The organism is Methylomonas sp. DH-1 (genome assembly GCF_046097555.1).
GTDB classification, from domain to species: domain Bacteria; phylum Pseudomonadota; class Gammaproteobacteria; order Methylococcales; family Methylomonadaceae; genus Methylomonas; species Methylomonas koyamae.
The window spans coordinates 4,570,832-4,592,001 of record NZ_CP143089.1; the positions used below are offsets into that span (position 1 = coordinate 4,570,832).

Sequence of the window (21,170 nt, forward strand, 5' to 3'; positions counted from 1 at the left end):
CTATCCAAGCGCAATTTCTTCCGACAACCCGTATTCCCGACAAGCCTCGAAATCCTGCTTTCCGGCAAAATCACCTTATAAAATTGAGTATTAGCACTCATTAATTGCGATTTACATCAAAAATCGGCATTAACGTTTTGATACCAATCGATTTTACCCCATTCCCCACCAGCCGCCCGCACCGAGCCCCCAACACAGCGTAAGTCATTGTAGAAAAAGAAAGAATTTAATTTGACTGCCTCTTGACTAAGCCCATTTTGAAAACTATAGTGGTGCAAAAATGATGTAAAGTGGGCATAAATGGATTTTTTTGGCTTTTTGAGGATTTGATTTGTTTCGAGGCATTAGTTCAATTAGTTTGGATGCGAAAGGGCGCGTTGCGATTCCTACCCGCTATCGGGAGGAGTTACAGGAGTGCTGCGACCGCCAATTGGTTGTGACTGTTGCGGTCGACGACAAATGCGTGGGCGAGCCCGGCTGCCTCTGGCTTTACCCGTTGCCGGAATGGGAAAAACTGGAACAGACCATCAGCAAATTACCCACGCTGAACAAAATGGCCGGAAAGCTGCGCCGTTTTGTCATAGGCAACGCCTCGGAATGCGAAATGGATGGCCAGGGCCGGCTGTTGCTACCGGAAAAATTGCGCGAGTTCGCCGGCTTGGAAAAACACATCGTGCTGGTCGGCCAGCTCAACAAATTCGAGATCTGGAACGAAGACGCCTGGAAGGCGAAAGAACGGGAATGGATGGACGGTAACGACAACGAGGGCCTCGAAGAACTTGGCTCTTTGTCGTTTTGACGGAGATGCCGGCCCACCAGACCGTTTTATACGCCGAAGCGCTTGAGCAACTCGCGATAAAACCGGACGGAACCTATCTGGATTGCACTTTCGGCCGCGGCGGCCATAGCCGCGGTATTTTGACCGGTTTGGACGAATCGGGCCGGTTGCTGGCACTGGATAGAGATGCGGATGCGATTGCCAGCCCGGAAGCGGAGAAATTGCGCCAGGACCCCAGATTCGAACTGCACCACGCCAGCTTTACCGAATTGGCCTCCGTGGTCGGACGCAAAGGATATGCCGGCAAAATCGACGGGATTTTGATGGACTTGGGCGTATCGTCGCCGCAACTGGACATCGCTGAGCGTGGTTTCAGTTTTCTACGCGACGGGCCGTTGGACATGCGAATGGATACCGGACGCGGCATGTCGGCGGCAGATTATCTGGCTCGAGTTGAAGAAAACGAACTGGTGCGGATTTTATTCGAATACGGCGAAGAACGGTTTGCCAAACGCATCGCCCGCGCGATCGTCAGCCAGCGCCAACAGGCTCCGATTACGACCACGCTGGAATTGGCGAGATTGATTGAACACAGCGTACCGTTTCGCGACAAGCACAAACATCCTGCCACGCGCAGTTTCCAGGCGATCAGGATCGAAGTCAACCAGGAGTTGGAACAGATAAAAGCCGGTTTGCAGCAAGCGCTCGACACGTTGGCGCCGGGCGGGCGGCTGGTGGTCATTTCTTTCCACTCGCTGGAAGACCGGATCGTCAAACGGTTTATCCGCGACCAATCCGGCGCGAAGACCGACCCCGGCAAATTGCCGGTCAGAGAACAAGACATAGAACAAGGGCAGCTACGCAAAATCGGCAAGTCGATTCGTGCCCAAGCGCAGGAACTGCGCAATAACCCCAGAGCGCGCAGCGCGGTAATGCGAGTCGCGGAGAAGCGTTGATGGTATTTGCACGAAACATCCTGCTAACGATATTGGTGGCGGCGCTGCTGATTTCCGGCATTGCCGTCATTTACAGCAAGTACCAATCGCGCCTGCTGTTTATCGAGATCCAAAAAAAGGAAAAAGAACTCGACGATTACGAAGTCGAATGGGGACGTTTACAACTGGAATTGACCACGCTGACCGAAGAAAACCGGGTTGAAGTCGAAGCCAGATCGCGGCTAATGCTGACCCTGCCGGCGCAAGACAAAATTATATACATCAAGCCGTAATGCGAATTTTTACCGGTTCAGCCCCAGCGCCGCGCCTTAATACCGATTTTCCGATACGGCGCAAGTTGCTGCTGTCGACGATGATGCTGGCGATGGCGGCCCTGGTAGGACGTGCGGTTTACCTGCAGATACTGGACAAGGATTTTTTGCAGGACAAGGGCGACATGCAACACGTCGGCGTGGTTTCCGTGTCCGCTTACCGCGGCCAAATCAAGGACCGTAACGGCGAGCCGTTGGCTATCAGCACCCCGGTGCAATCGATCTGGGTCAATCCGCGGCAATTGAAGGACAGCGAACAAGACAAACTGACGCCGATGGCCAGAATTCTCGGCTTCCCGGAAAAGGAACTGCGCGCGCTGTTGAAAAAGGAAAAGGACGCCAACAAGCGCTTCGTCTATTTACGCAGGCAGATCAACCCGGATATCGCCGAAAAAGTTAAAGACCTGGAAATTACCGGCGTCTATTTCGAACGCGAGTTCAAGCGCTACTATCCGGCCGGTGCAGTATCCGGCCATTTGCTGGGCTTTACCAACATCGACGATATCGGCCAGGAAGGCATCGAACACGGTTACGAACACATATTACGCGGCCAACCCGGCAAAAAGCGGGTGATCAAGGACGGCAAAGGCCAAATTATCAAGGACGTGGAGAACATCGAAGAAGCGGTGCCGGGCCGCGATCTGATTCTGACGATAGACGAACGTTTGCAATATCTGGCCTATCGGGAATTGCAGAACGCGGTGATCCAGAACAAGGCGCATTCGGCCTCGCTGGTGGTATTGGATGCTAAAAACGGCGACGTATTGGCTAGCGTCAGCCAGCCGGCATTCAACCCGAACAACCGCAAGGAATTGAGCAGCAACCGTTACCGTAACCGGGCCATCGTCGACAGTTTCGAACCCGGCTCGACGGTAAAACCGTTCGTGATCGCGGCGGCGCTGGACGGCGGTTACATCCATCCGAACACGATGATCGAGACCCACGGCGTTTACCACCTGGGTCGCAACGTGGTCAAAGACGTGCACAACTACGGCACGATGGATTTGACCCACGTCTTGCAGAAATCCAGCAATATCGCCGTCACCCAGATCGCGATGACGATGCCGCCGGAATATTTTTGGGGGATATACAACAAGCTGGGCTTCGGTACTTCGGCCGGCGTCGGCTTCCCCGGCGAAGCCAGCGGCTCGTTGCTGGACTACCAAGGCTGGCACGAATTCGACCAAGCGATTTTGTCGTTCGGTTACGGCGTATCCACCTCGATTTTACAACTGGCCAGAGCCTACACGGCGCTGGCCGACGACGGCATCATTCACTCGGTGACCTTATTGAAGCGCGACGAAGACCCGGACGCACAAAGGGTGTTTAAACCGGAAACGGCCCGAAAAGTTAGGGAAATGCTGGAACACGTCATCAGCAAGGAAGGCACCGCTTACCAGGCCAGAGTCGAAGGCTACCGGGTCGCCGGCAAAACCGGCACCGTGAAAAAGGCCACGGCCGGCGGTTACGCCGACGACAAGTATTTATCGGTCTTCGTCGGCATGGCGCCGGCGAGTAACCCGCGTTTCATCATCGCGATCGTGGTCGACGAACCGACCAGCGGCCAATACTACGGCGGCTTGGTCGCGGCGCCGGCCTTCTCCCGGGTTATGGCCGGAGCGTTGAGAGTTTACGGCGTAGAGCCGGACGGCATGGAAAACATGCACTTACTGTTGAGCAAACGATGAAGCTGAGCGAATTGCTGAACGGATATAGCGAAACCGAAACCGATCCCGACATCTCCGGCCTGTCCCTGGATAGCCGCCGGACGGCAGAAGGCGATGCGTTTTTCGCCCTGAGCGGCTCCCGGCAGCATGGCCTGGCCCATGCCGAACAGGCGGTCGAAGGCGGCGCCAAAGCGGTGGTATTCGATCCGCAAGGCAGCGCGCTGCATTTAATGGCACTAACCGGTGTACCGTTTATCGCGGTTACCGGCCTGGCGCAAAAACTCGGCGAAATCGCCGCCCGTTTTTACGGCCGGCCTTCGGAAAAACTCGACGTCATCGGCGTGACCGGCACCAACGGCAAAACCACCTGTAGCCAATTGATCGCGCAGGCGCTGCCGGATTGCGGCGTGATCGGCACGTTGGGCTGGGGCGACGTGGGTAGCTTGCAGGCCACGGCCAACACGACGCCGGACGCGCTGGACATACAACGCATATTGGCCGAATTCGTCAGCCAAGGTAAACGCACCGCGGCAATGGAAGTGTCCTCGCACGGTTTGCAGCAGGGCCGAGTCAATGCCGTGCACTTCAAAGGCGCGGTCTTTACCAATTTGAGCCGGGACCACCTGGATTACCACGGCGATATGCAGAGCTATCTGCAAGCCAAGCTGGAATTGTTCAAAACGCCGGGCTTGCAATTTGCCGTGGTCAATTTGGACGACCAAAGCAGCGTGCAGGTATTGGACAGTATCGGCCAAGGCGTCCAGGTCTGGACCTTCAGCACTGGCGGCCGCACGGTAGCAAACGCGGAATGCGTCACGGCCGAAAATGCGGAATTTAGCGCAGCCGGCATCGAATTCGACGCCGTTTGGCGCGGCCAACGGCATAAAGCCGCCAGCAGCATTGTCGGCCGGTTCAATTTGGAAAACCTACTGGCAGTGTTGTGCGTATTGCTGGCCCAAGGCACGCCGTTCCCGACCGCGGTAGCGCGCTTGGCTAATTTATCGGCAATCGCCGGCCGGATGGAAAAGTTCGGCGGCCACGGCAAACCCACCGTTTTCGTGGACTACGCCCATAGTCCGGATGCGCTGGAAAAAGTACTGAAAGCCATCAAGGGCAAGCAACGGCTGCGGTTGGTGTTCGGCTGCGGCGGCGACCGCGACAAAGGCAAACGCCCGGAAATGGGCCGGATTGCCGAGACCTGGGCGGATCAGGTCATCGTCACCGACGATAATCCGCGAAGCGAAGCTCCGGCCGCCATCGTCGCCGACATTTTGGCCGGCTGCCGCAGCGAAAAAGTAACCGTAATTAACGACAGAGCCACGGCCATCAACACAGCCATACAACAAGCAGCCCCCGACGATTGCGTACTGATCGCCGGCAAGGGCCACGAAGATTACCAAGAAATCGCCGGCGTAAAATGGCCGTTCAGCGATAGCGCGCTGGTGCAACAGACCTTGGCGGAGTGGCGTAAATCATGAAAATGCTGCTCAGCGAAATCGCCCAAGCCGTCAACGGCACTCTGGCCGGCGCAGACCGCAGTGTCGAATCGGTCAGCATCGATACCCGCACGTTGAAACCCGGCGAACTTTACCTGGCCTTGAAGGGCAAGAATTTCGACGGCCACAGCTTTATCGACAAAGCCGAGCAGGCCGGTGCCGGCGCGCTGCTGCTGGCACACGCCTGCGCTTCCGAGTTACCGCAAATCGTCGTCGCCGACACCCATTTGGCGCTGGCCGAGCTGGCCGGCTACTGGCGCCGGCAATTGCCGGTCAAAGTCGCCGGCGTCACCGGCAGCAACGGCAAAACCACGGTCAAAGAAATGATCGCGGCGATTTTTACGACTCAGGGGCCGACCTTATCGACCCAGGGCAACCTGAACAACGATATCGGCGTGCCGCTGACCTTACTGAAACTGGATGCCTCGCACCGTTACGCCGTGATCGAAATGGGCGCCAACCATATCGGCGAAATTGCCTATACCAGCCGCTATGCCCAGGCCGATGTCAGCGTCATTAACAACGTCGGCGCGGCCCATATCGAGGGATTCGGCGACCTGAACGGCGTCGCCAAAACCAAGGGCGAGATCATCGAAAGCCTGGGGCCGGAAAGCGTCGCGGTGTTGAACCGAGACGACGCCTTCTTCGACTTCTGGCTCGCCCTGGCCGGTCCGCGTAAATCGGTTAGTTTCGGCTTCCATCCCGCTGCCGACGTGCGCGCCGAGCAAATCGAAACCGGCCTGGACGCCGACGGCTTCGCCACTCGCTTCCAGTTGCAAACCGGCGGCGAATCCATCGATATTCGGTTAAACCTGGCCGGCGCCCACAACGTCAAAAACGCCCTGGCGGCAGCGGCGGTAGCGCTGCAATTCGGCATTGGCCGCGACGCTATCAAAACCGGCCTGGAAGGCTTGCGGCCGGTCGTCGGCCGGATGCAACCGCTACGCGGCCGCCACAACAACATCGTCGTCGACGACACCTACAACGCGAACCCGAGTTCGCTGCGCGCCGCCTTGGAAGCCATCGCCGCGTGCGGCGAATCGGAGATTTGGCTGGCATTGGGCGCGTTCGGCGAACTGGGCCCGGATAGTCCGGCGATACACCGGGAAATGGGCGAATCGGTCAAAGCCATGGGCGTCAAGCGCCTGTTCGCCACCGGCGAATTGGCTCGGCACAGCGTCGCCGGCTTCGGCGCCGGCGCTCGTTATTACGACACGCAGGAACAATTGATTGCAGACCTGACCGCGGAACTGAGCGGCAGGGAAACTTTATTGGTTAAAGGCTCGCGCGCCCAAAAAATGGAAAACGTGGTGGCGGCGCTGGTCGACAATTTTAGAGCGGCATAATGTTACTTTTACTCGCAGACTTTTTAAGCAATATCGACAGCGGCTTCCGGGTCTTACATTACCTGACCTTCCGTGCCATCTTGGGGGTATTGACTGCATTGGCGATTTCGCTGCTGAGCGGGCCGATGGTGATCGAAAAGTTGACCCGCAGAAAAATCGGCCAAAGCGTACGCGACGACGGTCCGCAAAGCCATTTCTCCAAATCCGGCACGCCGACGATGGGCGGCGCGATGATTCTATTCGCTGTTGCGATTTCCACCCTGCTCTGCGCCGATCTGAGCAATCGTTACATCTGGGTGGTTTTGTTGGTGACGCTGGCGCACGGCGTGATCGGCTTTATCGACGATTACAAAAAAGTGCTGCTCGGCAACAGCGTCGGCCTGTCGGCCAAAGCCAAGTATTTCTGGCAATCGGTGGTCGCGTTGGGTGCCGGCATCTATTTATATAGTACCGCCCAAGTCGCAGCGGAAACCCAGTTCATCGTGCCGTTTTTCAAGAACGTCACGTTGGATATGGGCTGGATGTATATCGTGCTGACCTATTTCGTCATCGTCGGCTCCAGTAACGCGGTCAATCTGACCGACGGCCTGGACGGCCTGGCGATCATGCCCACCGTGATGATTTCCGCAGCGCTGGCGATCTTCGCCTATTTGTCCGGCCACGCCAATTTCGCCCAATACCTGCAAATTCCGCACATCCCGAAATCCGGCGAATTGGTGGTGTTCTGCGCGGCGTTGATCGGTTCCGGTCTCGGCTTCCTTTGGTTCAACGCCTATCCGGCCATGGTGTTCATGGGCGACGTTGGCGCGTTGGCGCTGGGTGCCGCGCTGGGCATCGTCGCGGTACTGGTGCGCCAGGAAATCGTGCTGGTCATCATGGGCGGCATTTTCGTGGTCGAAACGATATCGGTGATCATTCAGGTCGCTTCGTACAAAACCCGCAAAAAACGGGTATTCCTGATGGCGCCGATTCACCACCATTACGAACTAAAAGGCTGGCCGGAGCCGCGCATTATCGTCCGCTTCTGGATCGTTTCGGTTATTTTGGTCCTGATCGGCCTGGCGACATTGAAACTGAGATAGCCATGGATACCGCGCAACTACTCGCCAATCTCGAACACCATTTCCAACTGGATCCGGCCAATGCCCGGCTGCTGATCGTCGGCCTGGGCGCGACCGGTTACTCGGCCGCGCAATTTTTGCAAAAAACCCCGATCAAATTCGCCGTGGTCGACAGCCGCAAGCAGCCGCCATTGATCGACAACCTGCGCGAACAAATGCCGGATGTACCGGTATTTTCCGGCGGCTTCGACCAAGCCGCGCTGGATGTCGCCACCCACTTGCTGGTCAGCCCCGGCGTATCCTTGCACGAAACCGCGATCCATAAAGCCGTGCAGGCCGGAGTCGTCGTGATCAGCGACATCGATTTATTCGCCTGCGCCACCGACAAACCGATCATCGGCATCACCGGTTCGAACGGCAAAAGCACCGTCACGACGATGCTGGGCGAAATGGCCAATGCCGCCGGGGTGAAAACCGCCATCGGCGGCAATCTGGGTACGCCAGCGCTGGACCTGTTGCAACAGGATGCCGATTTATACGTGCTGGAACTGTCTAGTTTCCAATTGGAGCGCACCCGAGCTTTGAACGCCAAAGCCGCAACCGTGTTGAACGTCAGTCCAGACCATCTGGATCGCCACGCCAGCATCGAAAGCTACGCCGCCGAAAAACAGCGCATATTCCGCGGCGGCGGCACCATGGTTTTAAACGCCGACGATGCGCTGGTGATGGCGATGCGCGACGCTAATCGACCGACGTTGACGTTTTCGATCCAAGGTCCCGCCGATTTTTATCTACAACGCGGCGAAACCGTCAATCTGATGCACGGCAACCAAGTCTTGATGCCGGCCGCCCACCTGCGCCTGGAAGGTTCGCACAATTTGGCCAACGCCCTGGCTGCCCTGGCCTTGGGCAGCGCGGTCGGTCTGAGCATGACCGCGATGTGCTCGGCGCTGCGCAATTTCAAAGGCCTGCCGCACCGGATGCAGAAAGTCGCCGAAAGGGCCGGCATCAACTGGATCAACGATTCCAAGGCCACCAACATCGGCGCCTGCGTCGCTGCGTTGCAAGGCTACGACCGTAAAGTGGTGCTGATCGCCGGCGGCGACGCCAAAGGTGCCGACATGGCCGAATTGGCGCCGGCAGTGCGGGAAAAAACCAAAGGTGTCGTTCTGATCGGCAAGGATGCGCAAGTGATTGCCGATGCGCTGCAGGATTGCGTGCCGGTCAGATTCGCCGGCACCATGAAAGAAGCGGTCAAAACCGCCGCAAGCCTGGCCGATGCCGGCGACAGCGTGCTGTTGTCGCCGGCCTGCGCGAGCTTGGACCAATACCGCAGTTACGTCGACCGCGGCAACAAATTCGCCGAAGCGGTGATGGAGCTGCCGTCATGTTGAAGCCGACGCCCGCGCCAAAGCCGCGGCAAACCCGCTTACATACCGATCCGTTGCTGATGCTGTCCTGCTTCAGCCTGCTCGGCATCGGCTTCATGATGGTGACCTCGTCTTCGCTGCACCTGGGCGTGAAGATGGCCGACGACATCTCGCATTATCCGTTCAAACAATTGGCCCACATCGCCTTCGGCTTGGCCTTTGCCGGCTTCGTTTTGAACGTGCCGATGAAAAGTTGGGAAAAGATGGGCCAAACTCTGTTTATCGCCGGCCTGGCCCTGTTGCTGGTCGTGTTGATCCCCGGCGTCGGCGTCAAAGTCAACGGCAGTATCCGCTGGCTGTCGATTCTCGGCTTGCGGATTCAAGTGTCGGAGGTGGTCAAATTTATTTCGGTGATCTATATGGCCGGCTACGTCACCCGCCACGCCGAGCATGTACGGCGTTCCGCCTTCGGCCTGGTCAAGCCGCTGATGCTGTTTTCGGTGGCCTGCGTGTTGTTGTTGCTGGAGCCGGACTTCGGCTCGGCCGTCGTAATTCTGATCATCGCAATGGGCATGATGTTTCTGGGCGGGGCGCGGATTTCGCAATTCATTATCCTGCTGGCACTGGTCGCCGGCCTGGCGGTGATGCTGGTCATCGTCTCGCCCTACCGGCTGGCGCGGGTCACCAGCTTCCTCGATCCGTGGGCCGACGCCAAGGATACCGGCTTCCAGTTGACGCAGGCCTTGATCTCGTTCGGCCGCGGCGAATTCTTCGGCGTCGGCCTGGGTAACGGCCTGCAAAAATTGTTTTATCTACCCGAAGCCCATACCGACTTTTTGTTCTCGGTGCTCGGCGAAGAATTGGGTTTGCTGGGCGTGCTGACCATCATCGCTTTATTTAGCGCGCTGGTGGTGCGCGCTTTTGCCATCGGCGAACAGGCGGAACAGGCCGGCTTGCGCTTTTCCTCGCTCGCGGCCTACGGTTTGGGGATCTGGTTCGGCTTCCAGTCCTTCGTCAACATGGGCGTCAACATGGGCATGCTGCCGACCAAAGGTTTGACGCTGCCGCTGATGAGTTACGGCGGCGGCAGTATGATCGTGATGTGCGGGGCGATGGCGGTGTTGTTTCGGATTCATTACGAAGTGACCGAACACAACAAGAGCAACGTCAAGGGGAAACTGGCATGAGCGGCCGCATCGTGATCATGGCGGGCGGCACCGGCGGCCACGTGTTTCCGGCGCTGGCGGTGGCCCAGGAAATGGCGGCGCGCGGCTGGCAAGTAAGCTGGCTGGGAACACAGACCGGCCTGGAAGCCAAAGTGGTACCGGCGGCCGGCATCGACATCGATTGGTTGGCGGTGGCCGGCCTGCGCGGCAAAGGCTTGTCGGCTAAATTCGGCGGCATTTTCAAATTGATCCAAGCTTGCCGCCAAGCCAGACGGATTTTGCGCCAACGCCGGCCGAACGTGGTTTTGGGCATGGGCGGCTTCGTCGCCGGCCCCGGCGGCCTGATGGCAAAACTGCTGGGCATCCCGCTGGTAATCCACGAACAAAATCGCGTCCCCGGCACCACCAACCGTTGGCTGGCTAAACTGGCGGCAGGCAAAATACTGGAGGCCTTCCCCAACAGTTTCCCGTCCGGCGTCGGCGCCGAATGTACCGGCAATCCGTTACGCCGGACCTTCACCGCCTTGCCGGACAAGCAGGTATGGACGCCGGAATCGGGCCGCAACCTGCGTGTTTTGGTACTGGGCGGCAGCCAAGGCGCCAAAGTATTGAACGAGACCGTGCCCGCGGCATTGGCCGGCTTCGCCAAGCTCGACGTCAAACATCAAACCGGTGCCGCGATGCAAGCCGAGGTAGAAAACGCTTACCAGTCTTTAAATATGAATGCCGAAGTCGCGGCCTTCATCGACGACATGGCGGCGGCCTACCAATGGGCCGATCTAATCGTTTGCCGCGCCGGGGCGATGACGGTCAGCGAGGTCGCGGCAGCCGGTTTGCCGGCGATCTTCGTGCCGTTGTTGCACGCCATCGACGACCACCAGACCGCGAATGCCAAATTTTTAGCCGAGGCCGGCGCCGCTTTGCTGCTGCCGCAACCCGAATTGAACGCGGAAAATCTGCGTAACACCATCCAACAAGCCATGACATCCTTACATTCCATGAGCCGGGCCGCGAAAGCCAAAGCCCGGCTCGCCGCCACCCAAACCGTGGCCGATATTTGTGCCGCAACCGCGGCTTTCCAGCCGGAGGCCGCGCGATGAATCGGCCCAACATTCCTGCCGCCAACCAAGCGCTCGGCGACATCGACAAAATCCACTTCGTCGGTATCGGCGGCACCGGCATGAGCGGCATCGCCGAAGTATTGAGCAACCTGGGCTACAGCGTATCCGGTTCGGACATTAAAGCTTCGGCCGTGACCGACCGCTTACAAGGCCTGGGCGTCAAGGTCTATTTGGAGCACAAAGCCGAAAACGTGGCCGATGTCGATGTCGTCGTCACCTCCACCGCGGTGGACAAAACCAATCCGGAAGTGGTCAGGGCCTATGAAAACCGGATTCCGGTGATTCCGCGCGCGGAAATGCTGGCCGAACTGATGCGCTTCCGCTTCGGTATCGCCGTCGCCGGCACCCACGGCAAAACCACCACCACCAGTTTAACCACAATGATGCTGGCCGAAGGCGGCCTGGACCCGACCTTCGTCATCGGCGGCCGTTTGAACAGCGCCGGCGCCAACGCCAAATTGGGCCTGGGCAAATATTTGGTCGCCGAAGCCGACGAAAGCGACGCCTCGTTTCTGTTCCTGCAACCGATGATGGCGATTGTGACCAACATCGACCAAGACCACATGGAAACCTACGGCGGCAGCTACAGCAAACTGAAGGACACCTTTCTGAAGTTTCTGCACCAATTGCCGTTCTACGGCCTGGCGGTGATGTGCGTCGACGACCCGGGCGTTTGCGACGTGCTGCCGAACATCTCTAAACCGGTGAAAACCTACGGCGTCAGCAGTTATGCCGACGTCCGCGCCGTCGACATCAAACAGGACGGCCTGCGCACCCATTTCACCGTATTGCGCTGGGGCAGCCTGCCGCCGTTGCAAGTCACGCTGAATCTGCCCGGCTGGCACAACATGCTGAACGCCTTGGCCGCCACCACGATTGCCACCGCGCTGGGCGTCGACGATGCCGCCATCGTCAAAAGCCTGGCCGAGTTCAAAGGCGTCGGCCGCCGTTTCCAAATCAACGGCGATGTCGATTTCGCCGGCGGCAAACTGACTCTGGTCGACGATTACGGCCACCATCCGCGCGAACTGGCCGCGACACTGGAAGCCTTGCGCCAAGCCTGGCCGGAGCGGCGCAAAGTCGTGGTATTCCAGCCGCATCGCTACACCCGCACCCGCGATTTGTTCGAAGACTTCGTGGAAGTATTGTCTAGCGTCGACGTATTGATTTTGCTGGACGTCTATTCGGCCGGCGAGAGCCCGATCACCGGCGCCGACGGCAAGGCCTTGAGCCGTTCGATTCGGGTGCGCGGCCAGGTCGATCCGGTGTTCGTACAGAACCGCGAGGATTTGGCGACGATTCTGGCCGGCATCGTCGAAAAAGACGACGTGATCCTGACCATGGGCGCCGGCAACGTCGGCCAGATCGCCGCCGAATTGCCGCAAAAGCTGACTGAGGCGTTGGCGGCGCAACGGGGGCAGCCATGATGGCGTCTGAGGTCTGGAAAGGCACTTTGCTGAACGACGAACCGCTGGCCAAGTACACCAGTTGGCGGGTCGGCGGCCCGGCTCAGCACATGTACATCCCGGAAAACAAAGCCGACCTGGTCGATTTCATTTCCGGACTGCCGGAAGGCGAACCGTTGTATTGGCTGGGTTTGGGCAGCAACCTGTTGGTACGCGACGGCGGCATTAAAGGCACCGTAATCAATACTCGCAACCGCCTGAAAGAAATGCGCTTGGTCGACTCGGAACGGGTTTACGTCGAAGCCGGCGTCCCCTGCGCCCACGTCGCCCGCTTCTGCGCCGACTTGGGCCTGACCGGCGCCGAATTTTTGGCCGGCATCCCCGGCACGATGGGCGGCGCGCTGAAAATGAACGCCGGCGCTTTCGGCGGCGAAACCTGGCGTATCGTCGACCGGGTGGAAATGGTCAACGCTCGCGGCCAAGTCGTCGAGCGCGACCAAGCGGAATTCGAAGTCGCCTACCGTTCGGTCAAGGGGCTGGACGGCGAGTGGTTTTTGTCGGCGCAATTGAAATTGGCCAAGGGCAACAGCGAAGCTAGCCAGCAACACATCAAAGCGTTGCTGGAGAAACGCAACGCGACCCAACCGACCAACAAGCCGACCTGCGGCTCGGTGTTCAAGAACCCGCCGGGCGATTTCGCGGCGCGGCTGATCGAAGCCTGCGGCCTGAAAGGCTTCGCGGTCGGCGGCGCGGTGGTATCGGAAAAGCACGCCAATTTTATCGAGAACCAGGGCAACGCCAGTTCGGCCGACATCGAAGCCCTGATCGAACACATTCAAACCCAGGTACAGAGCAAGTTCGGTATCAGTCTGCAAACCGAAGTTTGCCGGGTAGGTGACAAAGCATGAAACCTTTACGGATAACCAATCCCGCCGAATTCGGCAACGTGGCGGTGATGATGGGCGGCTCGGCTGCGGAGCGGGAAATATCGTTGAACAGCGGCAATGCGGTTTACCAAGCATTAACCGCCCAAGGCATCGCCGCCACCGCGATCGACGTGACCGGCAGTCCAATCGACGCGCTGGCAGGTCGCCAATTCGACCGCGTGTTCAACATCATCCACGGTCGCGGCGGCGAAGACGGCGTGTTGCAGGCAGTATTGGCGACGCTGGGCCTGCCTTACACCGGCTCCGGCGTGCTGGCTTCGGCGCTGGCGATGGATAAGTTGCGCACCAAGCTGTGCTGGCAAGGCGCCGGCCTGCCGACGCCGCGTTGGTTTTTGTTGCATGGCGAACAGGATATCGACACCTGCATCAATGCGCTGGGTTTTCCGGTCATCGTCAAGCCGGCTCAGGAAGGCTCCAGCATCGGCATGAGCAAAGCCCATAACCGCGACGAGTTGGCCGCCGCGTTGAAAACCGCCAGCCAGTACCGCTGCGACGTTTATGCCGAGCAATGGATCCAGGGCCAGGAATTTACGATAGGCATGCTGGACGGCGAAGCGCTGCCGGCGATCCGGCTGGAAACGCCGCATACCTTTTACGACTTCGACGCCAAATACCGCGCCAATACCACGCAATACCATTGCCCGTGCGGTTTGAGCGCCGAGCGCGAGCGCGAATTGCAGGCTTTGGCGCTCAGAGCCTGCCAGACCGTCGGCGTCGAAGGCTGGGGCCGGGTCGATGCCTTTATCGACGATAGCGGCCGCATGCAATTGATCGAAGTCAATACCGTGCCCGGCATGACCGACCATAGTCTGGTGCCAATGGCGGCTAAAGCGGTTGGCGTCAGCTTCGAGGAATTGGTGTGGCGGATATTGGAGACCAGCGTGGCGGGAACGGCGGGTGCGGCTTAGGTTTTTGCTACTGACCCTGATCTTGTTGGGGGGCGGCTGGTGGAGTTGGCAGCAGTTCGGCGAGAACGCCCTGCGCGGCCAGCCGATCCGTTACGTGCGGATCGAAGGCGCGTTCCAATACACCAGTAAGGACAGGTTGAAGCAGGTATTGGCGCCACAGATGAAGCTGGGCTACTACCACGCCGATATGCAGGCCATTCATCAGGCGATCAAGGCTCTGCCCTTGGTGGACAAGGTCGACGTAAAACGGGTGTGGCCGGACGCGGTGCACATCAAGATCACCGAGCAAAAACCGGTAGTGCGTTGGGGCAACTCGGCATTATTGAACAAACAGGGCGATTTGCTGGTTCCGGACTCTATCGAGGAGTTCAAGAACCTGCCGTTGATTACCGGCCCGGCAGGCCAGGAGAAGAAGCTGTTGGAAATCATGAAGGGCGTTTACATCGTGTTGAAGGATAAATCGATGCAATTGGCCGAGTTCCACGTCAACGAACGCCGGGCTTGGCGGATTAAATTGGCCAATGGCATGGAAATGCAATTGGGCCGCAAAGCGCCGCTGGAGAATATGCAGCGCTTTTTGAAAACCATGGATTTATTGGGCGAGGAGCAAATCGCCATGATAGCGAGCGTCGATACCCGTTATCCGAACGGCTTTGCGGTGACCTGGAAACCGGAAGTCACCACTATCGATTGGAAAGCAATCGCTGAAAAGAATAAGAACCTGATTTAAACGCTTACTGAGCACACAACAATGGCCAAAAAGACAGATCGAAATATTTTAGTGGGATTGGACATAGGCACGTCGAAGGTCGCGGCCATCGTCGGCGAATACCGCGGCGGCGACGAAATCGAAGTGATCGGCATCGGCACCGCGCCGTCCAAGGGTTTGAAGAAAGGCATCGTCGTCAATCTGGAATCGACCGTGCATTCGATCCAGCGCGCGGTCGAGGAAGCCGAATTGATGGCCGGTTGCCAGATCAAATCGGTTTTCGCCGGCATCGCCGGCAGCCATATCAAAAGCCTGAATTCGCACGGCATCGTCGCGATCAAGGAGAAGGAAGTCACCCAGCACGACATCGACCGGGTGATCGATTCGGCGCGGGCGGTGGCGATTCCGGCCGATCAGAAAATCCTGCACATCCTGCCACAGGAGTTTGTGATCGACCAGCAGGAAGGCATCAAGGAGCCGATCGGCATGTCCGGCATCCGCCTGGAAGCCAAGGTACATATGGTCACCAGCAGCGTCAGCGCCGAGCAGAACATCGTCAAATGCATCCGCAAATGCGGCTTGGATGTGGACGACATCGTGCTGGAGCAACTGGCTTCCTGCTCGGCGGTATTGACCGACGACGAGAAGGATTTGGGCGTCTGCCTGATAGACATCGGCGGCGGCACTACCGATTTGGCGATTTTTTCCGAAGGTGCGATCAAGCACACGGCGGTGATTCCGATCGCCGGCGATCAAGTCACCAACGACATTGCCGTGGCCTTACGCACGCCGACCAAAAACGCCGAGGACATCAAGCGCCAATATGCCTGCGCCTTGACCCAATTGGCCGACCCGCAACAAACCATCAATGTGCCGAGCATCGGCGACCGCGAGCCGCGCAAGATCTCGGCGCAAAACCTGGCCGAGATCGTCGAACCGCGTTACGAGGAGTTGATGCTGTTGGTGCAAGCAGAATTAAGAAGAAGTGGATATGAAGATCTGATCGCCGCCGGCATGGTAATCACCGGCGGCAGCTCCCAAGTGAAGGGATTGGTCGAATTGGCGGAGGAAATTTTCCACATGCCGGTTCGGATGGGCGTACCGCTGCATGTGTCGGGATTGACCGATGTGGCGGAAAACCCGATTTATTCGACCGCGGTCGGATTGTTGCTGTACGGCAAGGATCACCACGGCCGGGCGTTAGGTATAAACGATGACGGCGCCGATCTGTTATCGAAAATAAAAAGCTGGTTTCAAGGTAATTTTTAAACATTTGTCTGGAGGGCGTGAATATGAAATATGAATTATTGGATAGCAGCGGCAGTGCTGTGATTAAAGTGATCGGCGTCGGCGGCGGCGGCGGCAATGCGGTCAACCACATGGCGGCCGACGGCATCGACGGCGTGCAGTTTATCTGCGCCAACACCGACGCCCAAGCCCTGCGAGAAATGAACGTCGAATCCATCGTCCAACTGGGTGTGGAATTAACCAAAGGCCTGGGCGCCGGCACCCGGCCGGAAATCGGTAGAGCCGCAGCCGAAGAAAACCGCGACCGCATTCGGGAAGTCATCTCCGGCGCCGACATGGTGTTTCTGACCGCCGGCATGGGCGGCGGCACCGGCACCGGCGCAATCTCGGTATTCGCCGAAGTAGCCAAAGAGTTGGGCGTGCTGACTGTTGCCGTAGTATCCAAACCTTTCGACTTCGAAGGCTCCAAGAAAAAAGGCGTGGCCGACGCCGGCTTGCGCGAACTGGAAAAACTGGTCGACTCGTTGATCATCATTCCCAACCAAAAATTGTTACCCACACTGGGCAACAATAAATCGTTGGTGGAAGCGTTCCGCGCCGCTAACGACGTGCTGCGCGACGCGGTACAAGGCATTACCGAGCTAATCACTCACCCTGGTCTGATGAACGTCGACTTTGCCGACGTCCGCACTGTGATGTCTAACATGGGCAGCGCGATCATGGGTACCGGCGTGGCCAGCGGCGAAAACCGGGCACGGTTGGCCGCAGAAAAAGCCATTGCCTGCCCGTTGTTGGACGACAACAACCTGCAAGGCGCGCGCGGCATCCTGGTCAACGTCACCTCTAACGGCGACTTGGGTCTGAACGAGTTCGACGAAATCGGCAGCATCATGCACGCCTTCGCTTCCGAAGACGCCGACATGAAAATCGGTATGGCGGTCAATCCGGCCATGGGCAACGAAATCAAAGTGACCGTGGTTGCAACCGGCATGGGCGACAAAGCCAAGCACGCCGCCCCGATCAGCCTGGTGAAAAAAGTCGCGGCCGGCGAAGTGGATTACGGCCAACTGGAAAAACCGACTGTAATCCGCCAGCAAAAGCAAGAATCGACCAGAGAATCGCGTTTCGGCGCCCAGCCGCGCAACGATGTCGATTTGGACTATTTGGATGTGCCGGCCTTTTTACGCCGCCAAGCGGACTAACCGAGTTAGCCGCTTAACGGTTCAGGCAGCCCACCAAGTTCGGGGGGAGCTATCGCCTAATCTGTGATAGACTCCCCCGCCTTGTTTTACATATTGTCGGCATTTCATGATTAAACAGCGCACTTTAAAGAACACGATCAGAGCCACCGGCGTCGGCCTGCATACCGGCGACAAAGTCTACCTGACTCTGCACCCGTCCGAGCCGGACACCGGCATCCGTTTCCGCCGCGTCGACCTGGAAGCGCCCGTGACAATAACCGCGCGCCCGGAAAATGTCGGCGAGACCAAGCTATCCACGACCCTGGTTCGCGAAGGCGTCAAAGTCTCTACGGTGGAACATTTATTGTCCGCGCTGGCCGGTTTGGGCATCGATAACGCGATAGTGGATGTCAGCGCCGCCGAAGTACCGATCATGGACGGCAGCGCCGGACCTTTCGTGTTTCTGCTGCAATCGGCCGGCGTCGTCGAACAGGATGCTCCCAAGCAATACATCCGGATCAAACGCGAAGTTAAGGTCGAAGACGGCGACAAATGGGCCGCGTTTTTACCGTTCGAAGGCTTTAAAGTGACCTTCACCATCGACTTCGAACATCCGGCATTTTCCGACCATTTGAAAACCGCGGTGATGGATTTTTCGACGACGACATTCGTCAAGGAAGTCGCGAGAGCCCGCACCTTCGGCTTTATGAAAGATATCGAATTTTTGCGGGAAAACAATCTGGCGTTGGGCGGCAGCCTGGATAACGCCATCGTCGTCGACGACGACAAGGTATTGAACGAAGACGGCCTGCGTTACGCCGACGAATTCGTCAAACACAAAATTCTGGATGCGATCGGCGACCTATATCTGCTCGGCCACAGCCTGATCGGCGAATACCAGGGCTTCAAATCCGGCCACGCGCTAAACAACAAATTGTTATTGACGCTGCTGAACGAGACCGACGCCTGGGAAAAAGTCACGTTCGAAAACGCCGAGGACGCGCCGATTTCGTTCCTGAATTCCGCGCAGTCCTCTGCCAGAGCAACCGGCTAGTTCCTCGCATAAAAATAGTTTTGCCGCTTGGCATGGCCCAAACCAGGCGGCACTACCCCGACTGATCGGCTTCAGCCCTCCGCTTTAGCGTGGATCCCAATCTCATCAGAGCCTTTGCTAATGGGTCGTCGGCCCTGCAGCTCTCCGACTTGAGGCAAAGTAAATCAATAGTTTCCCGAGAGGGTAAACGCGGTTTTCGCCCTACTTTCGTCTGCCGATAGTCAGACATCAGAACGCGCACTTGCAATCTCAACAGCGAGAGCTCCCCTCGCTCCCGCAATTCATCCAAAATATCGTTGCTAAAAAACCGAATTTGAGACGCCCAACTGGCTGAATCGGTATAAACCGATAACCTGCGTCCGCTGACCACGCAATGAGTTGCATGTGAAGCAATCTGTGGCGGCAACACATTTTTGATCACCCTTAGCAACTGTTGTTGGCGAGCGATTTGCTCGACGCATGGCTGCAAAGATTGAATCTGAAACTTCGATACGGATTTGAATAACATTTGATTAATCAGCGATACTCAGTGCAGACGTCCCCTTAAACGCTATCGAGGCAATTCGAGCAACAAACTGTTTGACGTGTTCTGAACCACAATCCAACCCTCTCGGGATAACTCGTGTTGCAGAGAGCCGGAGATTGGCAAATCCCCCTCATCGACGCCAGAGCTGCCAGGAAATAGACCCACCCGGACCGGTCGCTTATGGACGTTATTCTGGATTGTTAAAATGATATCCATAAGCGAAGCACCCGGACCAGTCGGCCCTCCCTCTCGCATATTTAACCCTTCGATTTGTCTGGCCCTCACGTCACATTCGATTCGGAACAAATAAGCCCAATTCGAGGCCAAAAACACATCGGGCTTCGCTGAGCAGAGATGGTCCCGCCCAGAACTAAGCGCATTCTGCAAATTGGCATAGAAATGCGGCTTTTTCGAAACGAAATTAGCCTTATCAATTGCATATGCCGCGCGGAATACGCAAAGGCCAAACAGAACCAACGTAAAAAACTTCTGCATCCTGCAAGAAAGATGTTGCATGATGGATAGCATGATTAGGAATAAAAAAGGCGTGTATTGGAATACATGGCGTAAGTTAATCGGCTCCCCCCACTGATATCGGGTACGAGCCAGAATTACAAGACAGGAACCCAACGCAAAATAAACCCCCGAAAAAAATACCGCGTTGCGCTGGGCTTTTCCCATCAGTTGCCAACCGCAACGGTACAGCCAAAAAAACGCGAAAAAAATCGCGAAAAAAATCGTCAACAACCCCGGGATTGACCATGCAGTAAAGCGGGCGCATTCTTTACAGGCCGTTACATCCTTCATTAGCGCTTCAATGTAGGTCCGGATATTTTCGACCAAGCCGATCGTACTCGGCTCCATCTGGTAGGGATTCATTGCGCCGAACACCCAAAAGTTTCTCAGCAGCATAGGTAATACAACCAAACTCACACCACATACCCCAGCTAAGGTGCACCGCACGACTGCATGACGTTCCGGTTGTCTAGAAGATTTCCAGTAATAGCAGGCGTATAAAGCCAGGGCGACCAGCAGGGCCAAATTGGCGTTCCTAACAGAGTAGGCCACACCGGCAAGAATCCCGGCTAAAAACCAACCCGCGGCAGTTTCCAGCCGCAACACGCAACCAACAGCCGCAACCACCAACAATAAGGAAAAAACATCGGTTAGACCGTAAGGCGCGTTGGTCAATAAACCTGGTGCCAACACACTCAAACCCACAATCGCCAGGGCCATCGAGTCGTTACCCACACCACGCCGAAATGCCCAAAACAACATAAACGGTAACAACAAACTCGACAAGTTGCCAATCGCCAGAGATGCGACCTTGGGATCAACGCCAAGCACTGAAATCGCCGCTAATACCAATGGATAACCGACAGGAAACAAGTGATTTTCGATCTGATCCACGTCGCCTGGAATTACGCCATACGGGATGTCAAGCAAATTACCGGCGCTTTTCAGATTCCTCGCCCGCTCTATGTAGCTGGCGCTATCGGGGCTATAAGGAAAAATTGGCGCGTAAAAATACAGGTGCGCCGCGATGAGCAAACTAATCGCCAACAGCACCCAGTAACTGCTTCTCTGATTCTGTGGCAGAACCCATTCTCCCATGCCCCTAAGTTTCCAAATCGAAGCCATCACGAATTAGCGACCAGCCAAACGCCTTCGCAAATCAACAAGACGCCCAACACCCTTAGCCCGGTTACGTTCTCGCCCATCAACATTCCGATCAATACCGTCACTGCAAATCCCAGCCCCACCAACGGGTAAGCTTTACTAACATCCCACGCCGATAGTACTTTCAACCAAACCACGGCACCGATACCGTACAAGCCAAATCCCAAAACCACAAATTTGTTCATCAATACGACCCAGGGTAAACGCCAAGTCATTGGTTCCGCCAATGCCTGCTTGAC

At 57.2% G+C, this 21,170-nt stretch carries 20 protein-coding genes; 17 read left to right on the forward strand and 3 right to left on the reverse strand.

The annotated features are described in order from the left end of the window. Window positions 1–331: 331 nt before the first annotated feature. From mraZ to lpxC, 17 genes are all read left to right on the forward strand, one after another. Entirely contained in the window at window positions 332–799 is a 468-nt protein-coding gene (gene mraZ, locus VXJ35_RS20885; RefSeq protein ID WP_054758932.1) for a division/cell wall cluster transcriptional repressor MraZ, read from the forward strand. 5 nt (window positions 800–804) lie between these two features. Then, window positions 805–1,734 carry a 16S rRNA (cytosine(1402)-N(4))-methyltransferase RsmH gene (gene rsmH / locus VXJ35_RS20890; protein WP_197495916.1) on the forward strand — a complete coding sequence of 310 codons (930 nt, stop codon included), beginning with the start codon at window positions 805–807 and terminating at the stop codon, window positions 1,732–1,734. After that, window positions 1,734–2,006, forward strand: a complete 273-nt coding sequence (gene ftsL / locus VXJ35_RS20895; protein WP_064023034.1) for a cell division protein FtsL — start codon at window positions 1,734–1,736, stop codon at window positions 2,004–2,006. Before rsmH ends, ftsL begins: the two co-directional genes overlap by 1 nt. After that, entirely contained in the window at window positions 2,006–3,733 is a 1,728-nt protein-coding gene (locus VXJ35_RS20900; RefSeq protein ID WP_064023035.1) for a penicillin-binding protein 2, read from the forward strand. The genes ftsL and VXJ35_RS20900 overlap by 1 nt, the downstream gene beginning before the upstream one ends. Further along, window positions 3,730–5,190: a UDP-N-acetylmuramoyl-L-alanyl-D-glutamate--2,6-diaminopimelate ligase gene (locus VXJ35_RS20905; RefSeq protein WP_064023036.1), complete on the forward strand. Its 1,461-nt coding sequence runs from the start codon at window positions 3,730–3,732 to the stop codon at window positions 5,188–5,190. The genes VXJ35_RS20900 and VXJ35_RS20905 overlap by 4 nt, the downstream gene beginning before the upstream one ends. Continuing rightward, a complete protein-coding gene (murF, locus tag VXJ35_RS20910) occupies window positions 5,187–6,554 on the forward strand; it encodes a UDP-N-acetylmuramoyl-tripeptide--D-alanyl-D-alanine ligase (RefSeq protein ID WP_082881028.1) in 1,368 nt (455 codons plus the stop codon). The genes VXJ35_RS20905 and murF overlap by 4 nt, the downstream gene beginning before the upstream one ends. Then, entirely contained in the window at window positions 6,554–7,636 is a 1,083-nt protein-coding gene (mraY, locus tag VXJ35_RS20915) for a phospho-N-acetylmuramoyl-pentapeptide-transferase (protein WP_064023038.1), read from the forward strand. Before murF ends, mraY begins: the two co-directional genes overlap by 1 nt. Window positions 7,637–7,638: 2 nt before the next feature. Continuing rightward, complete coding sequence (gene murD, locus VXJ35_RS20920; protein WP_064023039.1) at window positions 7,639–9,009, forward strand: UDP-N-acetylmuramoyl-L-alanine--D-glutamate ligase; 1,371 nt, start codon at window positions 7,639–7,641, stop codon at window positions 9,007–9,009. After that, a complete protein-coding gene (gene ftsW, locus VXJ35_RS20925) occupies window positions 9,003–10,172 on the forward strand; it encodes a putative lipid II flippase FtsW (protein WP_064023040.1) in 1,170 nt (389 codons plus the stop codon). Before murD ends, ftsW begins: the two co-directional genes overlap by 7 nt. After that, window positions 10,169–11,251, forward strand: a complete 1,083-nt coding sequence (gene murG, locus VXJ35_RS20930) for an undecaprenyldiphospho-muramoylpentapeptide beta-N-acetylglucosaminyltransferase (protein WP_064023041.1) — start codon at window positions 10,169–10,171, stop codon at window positions 11,249–11,251. The genes ftsW and murG overlap by 4 nt, the downstream gene beginning before the upstream one ends. After that, complete coding sequence (gene murC, locus VXJ35_RS20935; protein ID WP_064023042.1) at window positions 11,248–12,699, forward strand: UDP-N-acetylmuramate--L-alanine ligase; 1,452 nt, start codon at window positions 11,248–11,250, stop codon at window positions 12,697–12,699. Before murG ends, murC begins: the two co-directional genes overlap by 4 nt. After that, window positions 12,696–13,586: a UDP-N-acetylmuramate dehydrogenase gene (murB, locus tag VXJ35_RS20940; protein ID WP_064023043.1), complete on the forward strand. Its 891-nt coding sequence runs from the start codon at window positions 12,696–12,698 to the stop codon at window positions 13,584–13,586. Before murC ends, murB begins: the two co-directional genes overlap by 4 nt. Then, window positions 13,583–14,533 carry a D-alanine--D-alanine ligase gene (locus VXJ35_RS20945; RefSeq protein WP_064023044.1) on the forward strand — a complete coding sequence of 317 codons (951 nt, stop codon included), beginning with the start codon at window positions 13,583–13,585 and terminating at the stop codon, window positions 14,531–14,533. The genes murB and VXJ35_RS20945 overlap by 4 nt, the downstream gene beginning before the upstream one ends. Further along, window positions 14,523–15,263 (forward strand): cell division protein FtsQ/DivIB, encoded by a 741-nt coding sequence (locus VXJ35_RS20950; RefSeq protein WP_064023045.1) that lies wholly within the window; start codon window positions 14,523–14,525, stop codon window positions 15,261–15,263. Before VXJ35_RS20945 ends, VXJ35_RS20950 begins: the two co-directional genes overlap by 11 nt. Before the next feature lie 21 nt (window positions 15,264–15,284). Then, a complete protein-coding gene (gene ftsA, locus VXJ35_RS20955; RefSeq protein ID WP_054758926.1) occupies window positions 15,285–16,511 on the forward strand; it encodes a cell division protein FtsA in 1,227 nt (408 codons plus the stop codon). Window positions 16,512–16,534: 23 nt separating this feature from the next. Next, window positions 16,535–17,692 (forward strand): cell division protein FtsZ, encoded by a 1,158-nt coding sequence (gene ftsZ / locus VXJ35_RS20960; protein WP_064023046.1) that lies wholly within the window; start codon window positions 16,535–16,537, stop codon window positions 17,690–17,692. Window positions 17,693–17,798: 106 nt separating this feature from the next. Continuing rightward, the gene (gene lpxC, locus VXJ35_RS20965; RefSeq protein ID WP_064023047.1) at window positions 17,799–18,725 is read left to right on the forward strand and encodes a UDP-3-O-acyl-N-acetylglucosamine deacetylase; all 927 of its coding nucleotides are present in this window, start codon (window positions 17,799–17,801) and stop codon (window positions 18,723–18,725) included. 52 nt (window positions 18,726–18,777) lie between these two features. On the opposite strand, the gene VXJ35_RS20970 is transcribed toward lpxC, so the two are convergent. From VXJ35_RS20970 to VXJ35_RS20980, 3 genes are read right to left on the reverse strand one after another with little or no spacing between them, the layout of a single operon-like run. Next, window positions 18,778–19,233 carry a DUF721 domain-containing protein gene (locus VXJ35_RS20970; RefSeq protein ID WP_064023048.1) on the reverse strand — a complete coding sequence of 152 codons (456 nt, stop codon included), beginning with the start codon at window positions 19,231–19,233 and terminating at the stop codon, window positions 18,778–18,780. Window positions 19,234–19,275: 42 nt separating this feature from the next. Next, window positions 19,276–20,865, reverse strand: a complete 1,590-nt coding sequence (locus tag VXJ35_RS20975; RefSeq protein WP_157198254.1) for a hypothetical protein — start codon at window positions 20,863–20,865, stop codon at window positions 19,276–19,278. 26 nt (window positions 20,866–20,891) lie between these two features. Continuing rightward, window positions 20,892–21,146 (reverse strand): hypothetical protein, encoded by a 255-nt coding sequence (locus tag VXJ35_RS20980; protein WP_197495918.1) that lies wholly within the window; start codon window positions 21,144–21,146, stop codon window positions 20,892–20,894. Window positions 21,147–21,170 lie beyond the last annotated feature (24 nt).

Coding starts and splice junctions, on each gene's coding strand:
- VXJ35_RS20975 (WP_157198254.1), bottom strand. CDS start 20,865: ATGGGAGAATGGGTTCTGCCACAGAATCAGAGAAGCAGTTACTGGGTG.
- VXJ35_RS20970 (WP_064023048.1), bottom strand. CDS start 19,233: ATGTTATTCAAATCCGTATCGAAGTTTCAGATTCAATCTTTGCAGCCA.
- murD (WP_064023039.1), top strand. CDS start 7,639: ATGGATACCGCGCAACTACTCGCCAATCTCGAACACCATTTCCAACTG.
- murB (WP_064023043.1), top strand. CDS start 12,696: ATGATGGCGTCTGAGGTCTGGAAAGGCACTTTGCTGAACGACGAACCG.
- ftsL (WP_064023034.1), top strand. CDS start 1,734: ATGGTATTTGCACGAAACATCCTGCTAACGATATTGGTGGCGGCGCTG.
- murF (WP_082881028.1), top strand. CDS start 5,187: ATGAAAATGCTGCTCAGCGAAATCGCCCAAGCCGTCAACGGCACTCTG.
- ftsZ (WP_064023046.1), top strand. CDS start 16,535: ATGAAATATGAATTATTGGATAGCAGCGGCAGTGCTGTGATTAAAGTG.
- ftsW (WP_064023040.1), top strand. CDS start 9,003: ATGTTGAAGCCGACGCCCGCGCCAAAGCCGCGGCAAACCCGCTTACAT.
- VXJ35_RS20900 (WP_064023035.1), top strand. CDS start 2,006: ATGCGAATTTTTACCGGTTCAGCCCCAGCGCCGCGCCTTAATACCGAT.
- VXJ35_RS20945 (WP_064023044.1), top strand. CDS start 13,583: ATGAAACCTTTACGGATAACCAATCCCGCCGAATTCGGCAACGTGGCG.
- murC (WP_064023042.1), top strand. CDS start 11,248: ATGAATCGGCCCAACATTCCTGCCGCCAACCAAGCGCTCGGCGACATC.
- VXJ35_RS20980 (WP_197495918.1), bottom strand. CDS start 21,146: ATGACTTGGCGTTTACCCTGGGTCGTATTGATGAACAAATTTGTGGTT.
- rsmH (WP_197495916.1), top strand. CDS start 805: ATGCCGGCCCACCAGACCGTTTTATACGCCGAAGCGCTTGAGCAACTC.
- ftsA (WP_054758926.1), top strand. CDS start 15,285: ATGGCCAAAAAGACAGATCGAAATATTTTAGTGGGATTGGACATAGGC.
- lpxC (WP_064023047.1), top strand. CDS start 17,799: ATGATTAAACAGCGCACTTTAAAGAACACGATCAGAGCCACCGGCGTC.
- murG (WP_064023041.1), top strand. CDS start 10,169: ATGAGCGGCCGCATCGTGATCATGGCGGGCGGCACCGGCGGCCACGTG.
- VXJ35_RS20905 (WP_064023036.1), top strand. CDS start 3,730: ATGAAGCTGAGCGAATTGCTGAACGGATATAGCGAAACCGAAACCGAT.
- mraY (WP_064023038.1), top strand. CDS start 6,554: ATGTTACTTTTACTCGCAGACTTTTTAAGCAATATCGACAGCGGCTTC.